The organism is Tenacibaculum discolor (assembly GCF_003664185.1).
GTDB classification, from domain to species: Bacteria; Bacteroidota; Bacteroidia; order Flavobacteriales; family Flavobacteriaceae; genus Polaribacter; species Polaribacter discolor.
Map to the genome: position 1 here is coordinate 240,656 of NZ_RCCS01000009.1, position 12,834 is coordinate 253,489.

A 12,834-nucleotide genomic window follows, 5' to 3' on the forward strand; every position below is an offset into this window, starting at 1 on the left:
GTCTTAATTTATATCGGTTCCTTCTCCTTTATAGAAAGGGAAAACAACATTCGTTCTACTATTGGTAGCTCTAACTATGTATTCAATTTTTATTATTAACATTCCTTCTAAAGGATCTGTTTCTGAAACATCAATATGAATCACATCAATTCTTGGTTCGTGATATAAAATTGCTGTTTCAATTAAATCTTTAGCATAGGTTATTAGCGTTCTATCTAACTTTTCAAAAAGAAGCTCTTGTAAGTTGCAACCGTAATTAGGTAGCATTACACGTTCTCCTAATCTGGTAGTTAACAATATTTCCAAGCTACTTTTAATATCTTCTTCTTCTGAAATCATGATAACTTCGCTTAGATCTTTTGAAAACTCTGGTGGAAAATCCCAACCTATTCCTAAAAATGCTTTTTTATTTTCCATTGTTATCCTATTAAAACTGTTGCTTCTCCTAGTACAATAGTTCCTCCATGTGAAGTACCATCTCCCATTCTTGCTGCTGGCATCCCTCCAATTAATACGGTTCCTGATCCAGCGACTATGCTATCTGGTGGCCCAGTACAAGTTGCCATATCACCTACTCTCGCCGCAGGTAATCCTCCAATTAATACGGTAGGTTCTCCCGCTGGTAAAATTGGCCCTCCTACATGAGGTACTGTTCCTGTGACCATTGGACACACATGCATGTCTGTTATTCTTGCTGCTGGGTTTCCCATTTTTTTAATTTATTTGAACTAATGAACCTTTTAAAACAGCTATAGCACTTGTTGAAACTTCTGCCCCAGCACTACCTTCTGCTTTAAATTCTGCATTGGCTGCTATGCTCACATTTGTTCCTTCAATATTGACATCTCCTGATGCTTTCAATGAAATATCTCCGGCACTTTCCATTGATATTCCATCGCTGTTTATCGTAATTACATTAGAATTATCATCTTCAATCGTTATGGCTCCTTCATCTTCATCCAGCGAAATAATTTTTCCTGCGGGTGTTTCAATAGTGATTATTTTTTTATCATCATCAAACAACACTTTCATTTCACTTCTGGTAACAATTCCTTTTTCGTGATTATCATCAGTAGCTGTAATTGGAGAAGGTTTTGCACTACTGTGCAACATTCCTAAAACAATGGCATCATTAGGATCTTCATTGATAAATCCTACAATCACCTCATCTCCTATTTCTGGACGGAAGAAAATACCTCTGTTTTCTCCTGCATCGGGTGAAGCTACTCTACACCAAATACCTTCTTCTTCGTTATTTACGATTGGAATTTGTACTAGAATTCTGTCTTCTCCATCAGGGTCTTCTTCTAATTGAGTAACAATTCCCACTTGTAACCCTTGAATGGCAGGCAATAATCCTGAAGCTGGTTTTGCTGAGATTTCAAAAGTTTCAGAAAACCATTCTGTTGATAAACCAAACTGTGCATTGGCTACCCAATTTCCTTCTGAAATTACATGCTGAACTCCTGTTACATATACATTTCCGTTAAATCGGTCTCCAACACCTTCTAGTTTTAAAATGGTGTTTGGTTTCACTGACGGGATTCCTTGAAATTTTACACGCCCTCTTACTTTTGCCAATTGTTGAAATAACCATTTGGCATCTGCCCAGTCTTGTAATTCAGTATCCGTAACAACACCTCCGTGTCGTAATTCCATACTTTCTAAGCCTATAGTTTTGTTTAAGTCTGAAACCGATAAGTTTCCGTTTAAACTTACATTTGGATCTTTTCCTTCAATTTCTATTACTTCTTGATCAGCATGATTCCAGCTATAGGCTGCTACCTTTTTTACTTGGTGACGTGCATCTATTTCTGCATCAAAGTCTAATAAGGATCCTCCAAAAGTTACAGTTTCAATTTCTGACTGACTTACATTAGGTTTAGCTATGGTTATTGTTCCATCATCTACAAAACATAATTTCCCATTGGCTTGCGCTCTTGAAACGACAAAGTCCCAATCTGATGCATTATATTGCACCAATTCAGCGTGGTTGTAATTTGTAGTTTCTACATCTTTTGACAAACTATACTTCCCTATAATTTCTTCAAAAATGTCGCTATCGGTACTTTCATAGAAATATTTACTTTTTCTGCCTACGGTCATTTTTACCGCTTCATCTTTACACTCAACTATTAATTGTGCTGAACTAGCTCTAATTCTTAGATTATGTTTGATAACGATTCCCTTAAAAATAGTTTCTTCATCAGAATGATATCCTGCGGTAATTTCAATTTCTTTACCAGGAATTAATAACTCTTCGTTACTTAATTTAAAATCTCTCTCTGAAGCATCTCCATCAATTAAAACAATTTGAGCGGTTGGTATTTTGTTTACTTCTTTGGAAACAGTAATATTTTTTACCTCATATTGTTTTGAGAGTTCTTCTCCTTCAATCAAGATTTTAAAAGTGACTAAATCGGCACTTTTTGAAGTTTGTATAGTTCCTGTATTATTCATCTAAGCAAATTTTTGTATGGGTGGAAAAAAGATTTCTTGTCCTGGTTTTAGTTTTCTGAACTGCATTATTTTATTAACACGAGCTACTTCTAAATAATACTTTGAGTCTCCATAAATACGATTACATATAAGTGGTAAAGTGTCTCCTGATCTCACTTTACGATAGTGAGTTAAATCTGGCGACTGATTGTTTTCTCTTGCCACTCGTAAATCATCATCAATAGTACCTTTTACCTTAAGCTTTGCACTGGCACGTAATGGTGTTCCATCTGGTGCAAACAATTTATATTCAATAGAAAGATCTACTAAAGAGCCCTTAAAAAGGAGAGCACCCCATTTAATCATTAAATAGTTAGGTTTGTGCTCTTCTCCTTTGTATTCGAATACAATTTTTTTAAACGCTTCTATTTTATCTATGATTCCATCTTTTAGATCACTTTTTCCGTCAATGGCTCCACTGCTATCAAACAATAGGTCTAAATCTAATTCTTGAGGAGGTATTCTTGTAAACTTAGGTTGAGAGCCACTTGTACCTTGCCCTTGTTCTTCAGTATATTCTGGTTTATAAGCAACCATATACTTTTCTGGGTTTATAAGTGTTGTAAACTCCCCATTGGCTACTTCATTCTTAAACTTATCGTCAGAATACGCCTTTATTACTAATTTTTTTAACTCTCCTTGACTCATTATCGTTGTTTTTGTCTTTCAAGAATATCCATTACTTCCTCCACACATGCCGAAACTATAGCTGCTGTATTTCCGTTTTTTGATCCACTTGTTTTTCCTTGTGATTCTGATTTTTCATCCACGTTAATCTTGATATGTAATTCTTTGATAGTAATAGGCATCTTATACTATTTTAAAATAATTATAGGTTAATTCAAGTGTCTCAATAACCAGTTTACTTTCTTCAGCATTAAAGTCTCCTACATTCCATTTTACAGGGTATGCATGTTTTACATTCCAAGTTTGTATGGCTTGCTCGTCTTCACCCAATAACATTACATTGATATTTATAGGTTGTATCTCGAAATTGACTAAGGCTTTTTTACACCACTTAATTACTTCCGAATCAACAAGCATCCCTCTTTTCAACACTAAATTTGGATATTTGGAACGTACCGGTATTTTATGCTTGAATCTATTTTCTCCTCCTTCGGCTATTTCTTCAGTTTCAAGGTCTACCGAAAGACCTGAAACTGATTGAAATGAATTGTCGCCGCTTGAAGTTGGAATATCTTCAAACTCTACTTTAAAACTAAATCCTACTGGTGGATGATAGCTCATTACGATGACATTTTAAGCTTCTCAATTGCCCACTCAGCAGTTTCAATGGCTATTTCATTACCATCAGCTTTTAAGTCTGTAGGCTGTACTTTAGTGATATAAGCATTCTGAGCTTCCCATACTACAGCTGGTTGTCCAGTCTCATCTAATAATTTGATGGTTAAATCTCCTCTAAATTGCTCTCCTCCTTCTTGGAAATAAACTGTTTTAGCCCATTGCTTGTAAAACTGTTTACTTTCATCTACGAAGGTTCCTCTCTTCATAGTAATGTTACTATATTCGAATAATCCTGGTTGTTTTGATTTGTGGTATTCTTTATCTGCTCCTCCACGATATTCTATTACTTTATTATCAAAACTTAACCCTGATACTTCTGTACAATTAAATTTCGTATCACCAAAGGTTACCTCGAAGGAAAACTTTGGCATTGGATATGATTCTGCCATGATTCTTTATTTTTTATTTATATTTTTTTGGTTAGTTAGTTTACTTATGCTTCTTGCATTTTGTGAGAGAATTTAAGTATGATAAATTCAGCTGGACGTACTACTGCCATACCTATTTCTATGATCATATTTCCTTCTAAAACATCTTGAGCAGTCATGGTTTCTCCTAAACCAACACTTACATAAAATGCTTTTTCTGGTGTAGGGCCTGCTAGTGCTCCTGCTCTCCATTGTTGTGTTAAGAAGTTATCAATCATTGCTTTTACACGCACCCACGTATTTTTATCATTAGGTTCGAAAACAAATTGTTCTGATGCTTTTTTAATTGACTCTTCTGCCATGTTGAAGAAACGTCTTACAGATACATATCTCCATTCATTATCGTTTCCTGCAAGAGTTCTTGCTCCCCATACAAGATTTCCTTTTCCTACAAATGATCTGATAGCATTAACAGATTTTCCTGCTTTGGTGTCTACATTTAAATCTTTTTGCTCATCATGTGATATATTAACAGATGGGCCATATACATAATTTAACCCTACATTTGCTGGTGCTTTCCATACTCCTCTATCGGCATCAACTTTAGCATAAATTCCTGCCATGGTTGCACTAGGTGCCAATTTTACTGGTAACAACCCTATTTCTAACTTTATTTTATTGTATAGAGCATTATTATCTACTTTTAAATCTGCTAACGAAGGGAGTGTTGTTACACCTCCTAATGCATCAATAGCTCCTTTTAAGGCAAATAATTCATCGGTGTTTTTTTGATCTTCCAAAGTGGTATAGATTCCATTATTAGTCATATCAGCTTCATCGATAATACCTAATAGATCATATACGTTTGTAGCATTAGAAGTTAAACTACCCATTAACTTTCCTTCTGTGTCATCTTGTTGTAGCTTAAATAGCTTAGCATGTAAATCAGCCAAAGTGGCTTCTAAATTAGCATCCATCCAAGTTGTCATATCCGCACTTGGTGTTGCTAAAGAAGCTTCTTCTGAATCTTCAGCCGCAGAAATCAAATCGTTGATTGATGAAGTTATATTCTCTAAATAGCCAATAATATTTTTAATATTGGAAATGGCATCATTTTTAAAAGACAATGCTACCGCATTACCTGCCCCATCTATATTATTTTTTGTATCAACCAATACTGTTAACAGGCTTTCAAGCTCAGTTAGATCAATTCCATCTATTACTTCTTCCGCTTGCACAGATAAACTTTCATCCAATCCTTCTATTTCAATACTATCTTCATCATAAGAGTAGTCAAGAATCGTATTTAAAAAAGGGTAATATGCTGCCCCATATTTCAAGTAGTCTTTTCCTAAAGAAATTTTATCTCTTAGTGCTTCTACTGGATCTACATCCCCTCCTCCATCATCATATTCATTATCTGAATAAGTATCAATAATGGTAAAGCGATCTTGTAATTTATTACATTGAGTAAGTGCTGATGCATATAAACTATAAAAATCAGTATCTGACGCCAACGATGTTCCGTCTGGGAATGTAAGTAAGGTTACTTCATCTACATAGGCTACTTTATCTAACCCTTCTTTCAATTCATCGAAAGAAATACTATTTTCATTGTTACTCTCATCTTCATAGGTGTTCACAGATACGATGTAACAAGGACCTCCTCCATTGGCAAAATACATTTGCATGTGATAATACATCTTAAAAGGAGACGGGGTACTTGGTGCAGTTACAATTACTTCCTCATTCGCTTGATTTGCATTTGTTACATTAACTCCAATACTTGTTTCCTGTCTTGCATAGCCAAAATACGTTTCGTAATCTAACATTGACGTTATTCTTGTTGGTTCTAACAGTAGGTCATTATTCTCTTTCTTTTTAGCTCTCTCGGTATAACCAATAAAAGCTGGAATTGCTGTTTCTACTTGAGCTACCGATGGGGGAAACTTTACAATTTCCTCTACGTAGACTCCTGGTGTTTTGTACGCTGACATAATTACTTGTTTTAAATTTTAATTTTTGTTTATATAAATACTTCCGAATAATAATCTTGCGATTCTTTCTTAATACTTTCTGGAGTAGGATTTGGGAAATAATAATCTTCTTGTGGTTCTGGTATAACGTCTTGTTTATCTATCTCTACACGCCCATTAAGTGTCAATGGTTTTTCTTCTGACGTAGTCATTACAAGGTTTTCACTTCTTTTCGTGTAACGCCAAAATGTGTTTCTATTTTCAATACAAACAGCAAACTCTGGGGACTCCTCTAACAAACATTGTTTTGAGACATCAAAAACTTCTGTTTCTTCATTCTTAGTTAATACTTCTTCTGTTAAATTGTTGTTATTGTCTCCTGATATCTGGATTTGAACAACTCCTATTACCCCACTATTTTTAATTCTTCTTACAAAAAAATTAATAGTATCTATCACCTTTTGCTCTTCTTCATTTAAAGGGATAGCATTCATTATTTTAGATTCTATAACATTTAATTCAGAAGCATTGGTATTTGCAACAGTTACTAAATTCGGTGTAGTTGTATCAAACTCTTTTTCAGTTTCCAGTTGGTGTAATAGTTTTCTTGTTTCACTATCTGAAATCAAAAATGAGCTCCATTTTTTTACCTCAGAAATTGTTTCAAATAAATTGATTACTGAGGAACTTTTGTTTGATAAGTAATATAGTTGCTCCTCTTTCTTTTCAATTATGTTAGAAAAATTTTCAAAATAAGCATGGTGTACTTTTAAATAAAAAGTTAGCGTTAGTGAATCGGGTAATGTAATTATTGGACTATATCTACTTACTTCTTGATTTCCTTCTTTGGTAGTTACTTTTATAGTTTCTGATAGTACTCGGACTCCTTTTTTATGACTTCTAAGTAATAGTCTATGATTTTTTAAACTCTTTTTGGTTTCTTGAGTAGGTTGAATTGATAGAAACTTGCTAATATCATATTGTTCTTCTAAACGTTTTTTTTCTTCATCTGTAAGAGGTGTTACTCCATTATTTCCTCCATTTAATTCGAAAAAAGTTCGTTCTCCTTCATCTAGGAAATAAGAGTGGTATATATTGATATTGAACAGTGTTTTGTACATAATCTTTTAATTTTTAATTATTGATTGTTGTTCAATACCCGAGACTACTGTTCCTTCTTTGGTTACAATATCCCTTTCTATTTCTAGTAATGTTATTTTATAAAGTACAGATGGGTACTGTTTACCTCCTAAGGTTCCCCATATATAATTTAACTCCTCAAAAGAAGGCGTATATAGTTGAGTAATAAATTTAAAAGTCTTTAGGTCTCCCAATCCATCTATACCTTCAAAGTTGGTGTTTTGATGCGTGAATACTTTTTTCCCTTGAAAAAAAGCTAATATTTTTGTTAAACTCTTTAAAGATTCAGCGTAACTGGATTTATCTACACTGAACAAAACGTAGAGGTTTAAGTATACTTTTGGATTTCTGTAACTAACTGTAGTTCCTTCTACACGATTGTTAGAAGTATTTTTTAATGTAAATTCTTCTTGTGTATTAATTAATGTTAATGAAATATCTGGGTTATTTGCTGGAGAATTTCCATCTCCTTCAGCCATAGCTATATTTGATAAGTCTACAGCCTTTTCATCGAAATAGTCATTTAATTCTTCGGTAATGATTTGTAATATTTCAAAAATCATTTTAATAGTAAGTTTAGTTAGTTTTGCTTGTAGATTGAAGGGTTAGCAATCAGACATTGTAAAATTAACCTCTCTTACGAAGAATAACCGCAATGAAAAACTCTTTTAAAAAAGTAGTTTCTCCTAAATATTTTCTAATAGAATTACAGGTAGTAAAAAGGGGAAAATCACCCTTACTTTTTTAATCAAGAAATTTTAAGTTTTACGTGAATCCAATAAAAAACTCTTTATACACAGTATGCATAAAGAGTTTATATATATTCTTGTTTGTTATTTTTTATTTGGTCAACTCCCTAAATAAACTTTCTAAGTTTTTGTTTTCGGTATTTAATCCTAGAATTTTTAATCCATTTTCTTGTGCAAAGTCAAAAATTACTGGGCGCATATCTTCAGAAGTATTAAATGTTAACACCCAATTATTTTCTAGCGTATTTTTATATCCTGTAATATTTGGTAATCGTTTAATAAATTGTTCCTCTAATTTATAGTCAAACGTTACTTTAATTACTTGTTCATTATCTGTTTTAAGTTCTGAAATAGGTTTATTAATTACTATTTCTCCTTTATTTATAATTATAACTCGGTCACACATTGCTTCTACTTCTTGCATAATGTGTGTAGATAATAATACTGTTTTATCTTTTCCTAACTCTTTTATTAATTGACGTATTTCAACTAATTGGTTTGGATCTAACCCTGTAGTAGGTTCATCTAAAATTAATACTTCTGGATTGTGTAAAATAGCGGCCGCTAATCCTACACGCTGGCGATATCCTTTAGATAATTGATTAATCTTCTTATGTGCTTCTATCTTTAAGCCTACTCTATCAATAATCTCATTAATTCTAGACTTTTCTATATTATGTAAAGATGCTTGAAACTGTAAATATTCTTTCACATACATATCCAAGTACAATGGATTATGCTCTGGTAAATAACCTATTTTTTTTTGTGCTTCAATAGGATTTGAAATTACATCAATTCCACTTACCAACACAGTTCCTTTTGAAGGTTTAATAAACCCCGTTAAGATTTTCATTGTTGTAGATTTCCCAGCTCCATTTGGACCTAAAAAACCAACTATTTCTCCTTTCTTTGCTGAAAAGGAAATATTATTAACAGCCTTTTGTGTTCCGTATGTTTTTACTATTGAGGTAAGTTCTATTGACATGTTTTTAGATTGATAGATTTTTAGATAAAAGATTCAAGACTTATTTTTTACTTTGACCTTATACCCTTAACCTTTTCTCTTTTCATAAGAAACGAAGCTGTAGTCATATTTATTTTTTTCGTCAGCTTTAAAATCTTCCCGTGCTACTTCTTTCCATATATTCATATCTATTTTAGGGAAAAAAGCATCTGCTTCAAACTCATGATGCAATACAGTTATATCTAATCTATCAACTAAATTTTGCTCTAAAGCTTCCTTATAAATTTGCGCCCCACCTATTATAAACGCATCATTTCCTTCTACTAACTCTATAGCTTGCTCAATACTATTTGCTATTAAGCATCCATCTATAAAGTAGTTATTATTTCGGGTAATAATTATTGATGTACGGTTAGGTAAAGGTTTACCAATACTCTCAAAAGTATTACGCCCCATTAAAATAGGATGGCCTGTAGTAACTTTTTTAAAACGTTTTAAATCGGCAGGCAAATGCCAAATTAAGTCATTATCTTTTCCTAAAGCATTGTTTTTTGCAATTGCAGCTATGAGTGTAATCATAAATTTAGTTTGTGTGGCTTACATATTTTTCACCCATTCTTTAATATATCCTGTAAGATCTCTTTTTTCTGTTGTAGCTTCTTCAAAAGTTTCATTTTTCATATTATCAACCAACGTATGAATTGCCTTTAGCACATTTTCATCGTTAATTTCAGCTATTTTATCATAGAGATCTTCTTTTAAAACATCAACATCTGTATTCATTTTATAACTTTTAGGTGGTTTCTTACAAAGCTACTAAACAATATATATAAAATAAAGTTAAATTATACTGCTACAACTCCTTTTATGTGTGGATGAGGATCATAACCTACCAATTCGAAATCTTCAAAAGTAAAATCTTCAATATTTTTTATTGCTGAATTAATTTTCATTTTAGGAAGAGATCTTGGTTCACGTGATAATTGCAACTCTAATTGCTCCATATGATTATTATATATATGAGCATCACCAAATGTATGAATAAACTCTCCAGCTTCATAACCACAAACTTGTGCAACCATCATTGTAAATAAAGCATAAGACGCAATATTAAAAGGAACTCCTAAAAATATATCTGCACTACGTTGATACAATTGACATGAAAGTTTCCCGTCTGCTACATAAAATTGAAAAAATGCATGACATGGAGGTAATGCCGCTTTACCATTCGCTACATTTTCTGCAAACGACTTTGAAGTATCTGGTAAAACAGAAGGGTTCCATGCAGACACTAACATTCTACGGCTATTAGGATTAGTTTTTAAGGTTTCAATTACTTCTTTTAATTGATCTATTTCATCACTATTCCAGTTACGCCATTGATGTCCGTACACTGGACCTAAATCACCATTTTCATCAGCCCATTCATTCCAAATACGTACACCATTTTCTTGTAAATACTTAATATTGGTATCACCCTTTATAAACCATAATAATTCATAAATAATCGATTTTAGGTGTAGCTTCTTAGTTGTTACCATTGGAAACCCTTCACTCAAATCAAATCGCATTTGATATCCAAAAACACTTTTGGTTCCTGTTCCTGTTCTATCTCCCTTTTCGTTTCCGTTTTCTAAAACGTGTTTTACTAAATCGTGATACTGCTTCATCCTTCTGCGTTTAATCGTTAAAATTGTTGATCTGTTTAACAACGTAAAAATAAAAAAGCATCTACAAAAAATGTAAATGCTTTTAAAATTATATTAATAAGTTATCAACTATAACTATGCCCAAACACAGGTTCCATTACTTTGGCAGTAACCATAGTCACAAAACTCTTGACCATTTGCAAACCTAGTACAACATAAACGAGGTCCTTTACAATAGGTATAGCCTCCTCCGTTAATTTGGTTTTGTTCACTTCTTGATAACGTTTTAATTCCTTTTAAACTTTTCAGTTTTTTCATGATAGATTTAATTTTGGGGGTTAATATTGGTATAAATATATCAAAAAAAGTGAACAAACAAAACTATCAACCTAAAAAACAACACTTTACAATTAAATTGTAATTTTAAAAAATCTTTTAACCAATAATCATACCTGCTATGGTTGCTGACATTAACGAAGCAATTGTACCTCCAATTAAAGCTTTCATCCCAAATTCAGATAAGTTTTTACGTTGACCTGGTGCTAATGAACCAATTCCTCCAATTTGAATTCCAATAGAAGCAAAGTTTGCAAAACCACATAACATGTAAGTTGCCATAATTACTGACTTGCTATACGTTAAATGTGTTGCACTTGCAGCATTTTTTAAGTCTGCTAATTGGATATATCCCACAAACTCACTTGCAGCTAATTTAATACCCAATAATTGTCCCATTAACGCCATATCTTCTTTAGCTACTCCAATTAACCACATTAAAGGTGCAAAGGCATATCCTAAAATAAATTCTAACGATAATGCTTCATAAGGTGTAGCTCCTTCAATCAGCTCATTCAAAGAAGTAAATTTCCAGCTGAAATATTCAATTCCATCAAAACCTCCAATTCCACCTAAAATACCATTTATCATGGCTATAAATGCAATAAATACTAATAACATTGCTGCAACATTCATTGCTAGTTGTAAACCTTCTGTTGTTCCATTAGCAATAGCATCTAAAATATTTGAACCAATTTTTTCTGATGAAACTTGTACATCTGTATTTACTTCTTCAGTTTGTGGATATAATATTTTAGAAATAATAATTGCTCCTGGTGCTGCCATTACAGATGCTGCTAATAAATGTTTTGCATATAATAAACGTAATGCTTCATCATCTCCTCCTAAAAACCCAATATAAGCAGCTAAAACAGCTCCTGCTACTGTTGCCATTCCTCCTATCATTACTAATAAGATTTCAGAACGGTTCATTTTCTCTAAATATGCTTTAATTAACAAAGGTGCTTCTGTTTGTCCTAAGAAAATATTTCCTGCTACCGATAAACTTTCTGCCCCAGAAATCTTTAAAAATTTAGATAACAACCAAGCTAATCCTTTTACTATTTTTTGAATCAGTCCTAAATAGAATAATACTGACGTTAGTGCCGAGAAAAATATAATTGTAGGCAATACTTGAAAAGCAAAAATAAATCCAAAAGAATCCATATCAGCAACTAAACCGCTGAATAAAAACTCACTTCCTGCTCTTGTAAAATCTAATACACTAACAAACAAACCTCCTACTAACTCAAACGTCTTTTGTACAAAAGGGACTTTTAAAACTCCAATTGCTATTAATAATTGAAAAGCTAGTCCTAACCCTACTGTTTTCCAATCTATACCTCTTCGGTTTGCACTAAATAAAAAAGCTATAATTAATAATGTTACCATTCCTAAAGCTCCTCTCCATAAACTTTGCATTGAGAAACCTTGGCTTGGAATTATTTTACTTGTATTGTCTACTACCTCTTCAGAGTCTTTTTCTAAAACTACTTTTGATTCTGTTGTAAAATTATAAAGTATGTTTTTTTCTGAAAGTGTTAATACTTCATCTGTTAACTCAACTACATTGTAATAACGAACTGTATCGTTAGGTTGTTTGTAGTTAAAAATTAATAAGTTGTTTTGATGAATATAGTTTCCTGAAGCTTGTAAACTATCTTTTGCCACTAAAGAGTATGTAAAGTTCCCTTCTGATAAAGTAAAAACATCTGTAGGATCTATAGAAACAATTGAATCTCCTTCTGTCGTTGTAATTGATGAGAAATTCCACTTTTTTTCAATGCTTTGGCTAAAAGTTATCATCGTAACGCAAAGCATTATGAAAGTAAATAGTTTCTTCATTTT

The 12,834-nt window shown here is 32.6% G+C and carries 16 protein-coding genes; all 16 read right to left on the reverse strand.

Annotated features, from left to right (window positions below):
- Positions 1–3: 3 nt before the first annotated feature.
- The gene (locus C8N27_RS13110; RefSeq protein ID WP_099215616.1) at positions 4–417 is read right to left on the reverse strand and encodes a GPW/gp25 family protein; all 414 of its coding nucleotides are present in this window, start codon (positions 415–417) and stop codon (positions 4–6) included.
- A 2-nt stretch (positions 418–419) separates the two neighbouring features.
- Complete coding sequence (locus tag C8N27_RS13115; RefSeq protein WP_121147904.1) at positions 420–710, reverse strand: PAAR domain-containing protein; 291 nt, start codon at positions 708–710, stop codon at positions 420–422.
- Positions 711–714: 4 nt separating this feature from the next.
- Positions 715–2,460 carry a type VI secretion system tip protein VgrG gene (vgrG, locus tag C8N27_RS13120; protein WP_121147907.1) on the reverse strand — a complete coding sequence of 582 codons (1,746 nt, stop codon included), beginning with the start codon at positions 2,458–2,460 and terminating at the stop codon, positions 715–717.
- Complete coding sequence (locus tag C8N27_RS13125) at positions 2,461–3,147, reverse strand: CIS tube protein (protein ID WP_121147910.1); 687 nt, start codon at positions 3,145–3,147, stop codon at positions 2,461–2,463. It lies immediately after the preceding gene.
- Positions 3,147–3,308 (reverse strand): DUF5908 family protein, encoded by a 162-nt coding sequence (locus C8N27_RS15960; RefSeq protein ID WP_164505160.1) that lies wholly within the window; start codon positions 3,306–3,308, stop codon positions 3,147–3,149. The genes C8N27_RS13125 and C8N27_RS15960 overlap by 1 nt, the downstream gene beginning before the upstream one ends.
- A gap of 1 nt (position 3,309) precedes the next feature.
- Positions 3,310–3,747: a phage tail protein gene (locus tag C8N27_RS13130; protein ID WP_099215620.1), complete on the reverse strand. Its 438-nt coding sequence runs from the start codon at positions 3,745–3,747 to the stop codon at positions 3,310–3,312.
- Positions 3,747–4,193, reverse strand: a complete 447-nt coding sequence (locus C8N27_RS13135; RefSeq protein ID WP_047790305.1) for a phage tail protein — start codon at positions 4,191–4,193, stop codon at positions 3,747–3,749. The genes C8N27_RS13130 and C8N27_RS13135 overlap by 1 nt, the downstream gene beginning before the upstream one ends.
- 44 nt (positions 4,194–4,237) lie before the next feature.
- Positions 4,238–6,169, reverse strand: coding sequence for a phage tail sheath family protein (locus C8N27_RS13140; RefSeq protein ID WP_244174756.1), 1,932 nt, complete (start codon positions 6,167–6,169; stop codon positions 4,238–4,240).
- A gap of 29 nt (positions 6,170–6,198) precedes the next feature.
- Positions 6,199–7,269, reverse strand: a complete 1,071-nt coding sequence (locus C8N27_RS13145; RefSeq protein WP_121147915.1) for a hypothetical protein — start codon at positions 7,267–7,269, stop codon at positions 6,199–6,201.
- Between the two features lie 6 nt (positions 7,270–7,275).
- Positions 7,276–7,851 (reverse strand): Pvc16 family protein, encoded by a 576-nt coding sequence (locus tag C8N27_RS13150; RefSeq protein WP_121147917.1) that lies wholly within the window; start codon positions 7,849–7,851, stop codon positions 7,276–7,278.
- Between the two features lie 277 nt (positions 7,852–8,128).
- Complete coding sequence (gene gldA, locus C8N27_RS13155) at positions 8,129–9,022, reverse strand: gliding motility-associated ABC transporter ATP-binding subunit GldA (RefSeq protein WP_121147920.1); 894 nt, start codon at positions 9,020–9,022, stop codon at positions 8,129–8,131.
- Between the two features lie 66 nt (positions 9,023–9,088).
- Positions 9,089–9,580 (reverse strand): dihydrofolate reductase, encoded by a 492-nt coding sequence (locus tag C8N27_RS13160; protein WP_121147923.1) that lies wholly within the window; start codon positions 9,578–9,580, stop codon positions 9,089–9,091.
- An 18-nt stretch (positions 9,581–9,598) separates the two neighbouring features.
- Positions 9,599–9,784, reverse strand: a complete 186-nt coding sequence (locus C8N27_RS13165; RefSeq protein ID WP_099215626.1) for a hypothetical protein — start codon at positions 9,782–9,784, stop codon at positions 9,599–9,601.
- Positions 9,785–9,846: 62 nt separating this feature from the next.
- Positions 9,847–10,671 (reverse strand): thymidylate synthase, encoded by an 825-nt coding sequence (locus C8N27_RS13170; RefSeq protein ID WP_121147926.1) that lies wholly within the window; start codon positions 10,669–10,671, stop codon positions 9,847–9,849.
- Positions 10,672–10,785: 114 nt separating this feature from the next.
- Positions 10,786–10,968, reverse strand: a complete 183-nt coding sequence (locus tag C8N27_RS13175; RefSeq protein WP_099215628.1) for a hypothetical protein — start codon at positions 10,966–10,968, stop codon at positions 10,786–10,788.
- Between the two features lie 117 nt (positions 10,969–11,085).
- Entirely contained in the window at positions 11,086–12,831 is a 1,746-nt protein-coding gene (locus C8N27_RS13180; RefSeq protein ID WP_099215692.1) for a NupC/NupG family nucleoside CNT transporter, read from the reverse strand.
- Positions 12,832–12,834: the final 3 nt, after the last annotated feature.

Excerpts from the sequence above, each read along its gene's own strand:
- C8N27_RS13135 (WP_047790305.1), bottom strand. The coding sequence starts at position 4,193 with ATGGCAGAATCATATCCAATGCCAAAGTTTTCCTTCGAGGTAACCTTT.
- C8N27_RS13110 (WP_099215616.1), bottom strand. The coding sequence starts at position 417 with ATGGAAAATAAAAAAGCATTTTTAGGAATAGGTTGGGATTTTCCACCA.
- gldA (WP_121147920.1), bottom strand. The coding sequence starts at position 9,022 with ATGTCAATAGAACTTACCTCAATAGTAAAAACATACGGAACACAAAAG.
- C8N27_RS15960 (WP_164505160.1), bottom strand. The coding sequence starts at position 3,308 with ATGCCTATTACTATCAAAGAATTACATATCAAGATTAACGTGGATGAA.
- C8N27_RS13165 (WP_099215626.1), bottom strand. The coding sequence starts at position 9,784 with ATGAATACAGATGTTGATGTTTTAAAAGAAGATCTCTATGATAAAATA.
- C8N27_RS13170 (WP_121147926.1), bottom strand. The coding sequence starts at position 10,671 with ATGAAGCAGTATCACGATTTAGTAAAACACGTTTTAGAAAACGGAAAC.
- vgrG (WP_121147907.1), bottom strand. The coding sequence starts at position 2,460 with ATGAATAATACAGGAACTATACAAACTTCAAAAAGTGCCGATTTAGTC.
- C8N27_RS13130 (WP_099215620.1), bottom strand. The coding sequence starts at position 3,747 with ATGAGCTATCATCCACCAGTAGGATTTAGTTTTAAAGTAGAGTTTGAA.
- C8N27_RS13125 (WP_121147910.1), bottom strand. The coding sequence starts at position 3,147 with ATGAGTCAAGGAGAGTTAAAAAAATTAGTAATAAAGGCGTATTCTGAC.
- C8N27_RS13115 (WP_121147904.1), bottom strand. The coding sequence starts at position 710 with ATGGGAAACCCAGCAGCAAGAATAACAGACATGCATGTGTGTCCAATG.
- C8N27_RS13150 (WP_121147917.1), bottom strand. The coding sequence starts at position 7,851 with ATGATTTTTGAAATATTACAAATCATTACCGAAGAATTAAATGACTAT.
- C8N27_RS13175 (WP_099215628.1), bottom strand. The coding sequence starts at position 10,968 with ATGAAAAAACTGAAAAGTTTAAAAGGAATTAAAACGTTATCAAGAAGT.
- C8N27_RS13145 (WP_121147915.1), bottom strand. The coding sequence starts at position 7,269 with ATGTACAAAACACTGTTCAATATCAATATATACCACTCTTATTTCCTA.
- C8N27_RS13180 (WP_099215692.1), bottom strand. The coding sequence starts at position 12,831 with ATGAAGAAACTATTTACTTTCATAATGCTTTGCGTTACGATGATAACT.
- C8N27_RS13160 (WP_121147923.1), bottom strand. The coding sequence starts at position 9,580 with ATGATTACACTCATAGCTGCAATTGCAAAAAACAATGCTTTAGGAAAA.
- C8N27_RS13140 (WP_244174756.1), bottom strand. The coding sequence starts at position 6,169 with ATGTCAGCGTACAAAACACCAGGAGTCTACGTAGAGGAAATTGTAAAG.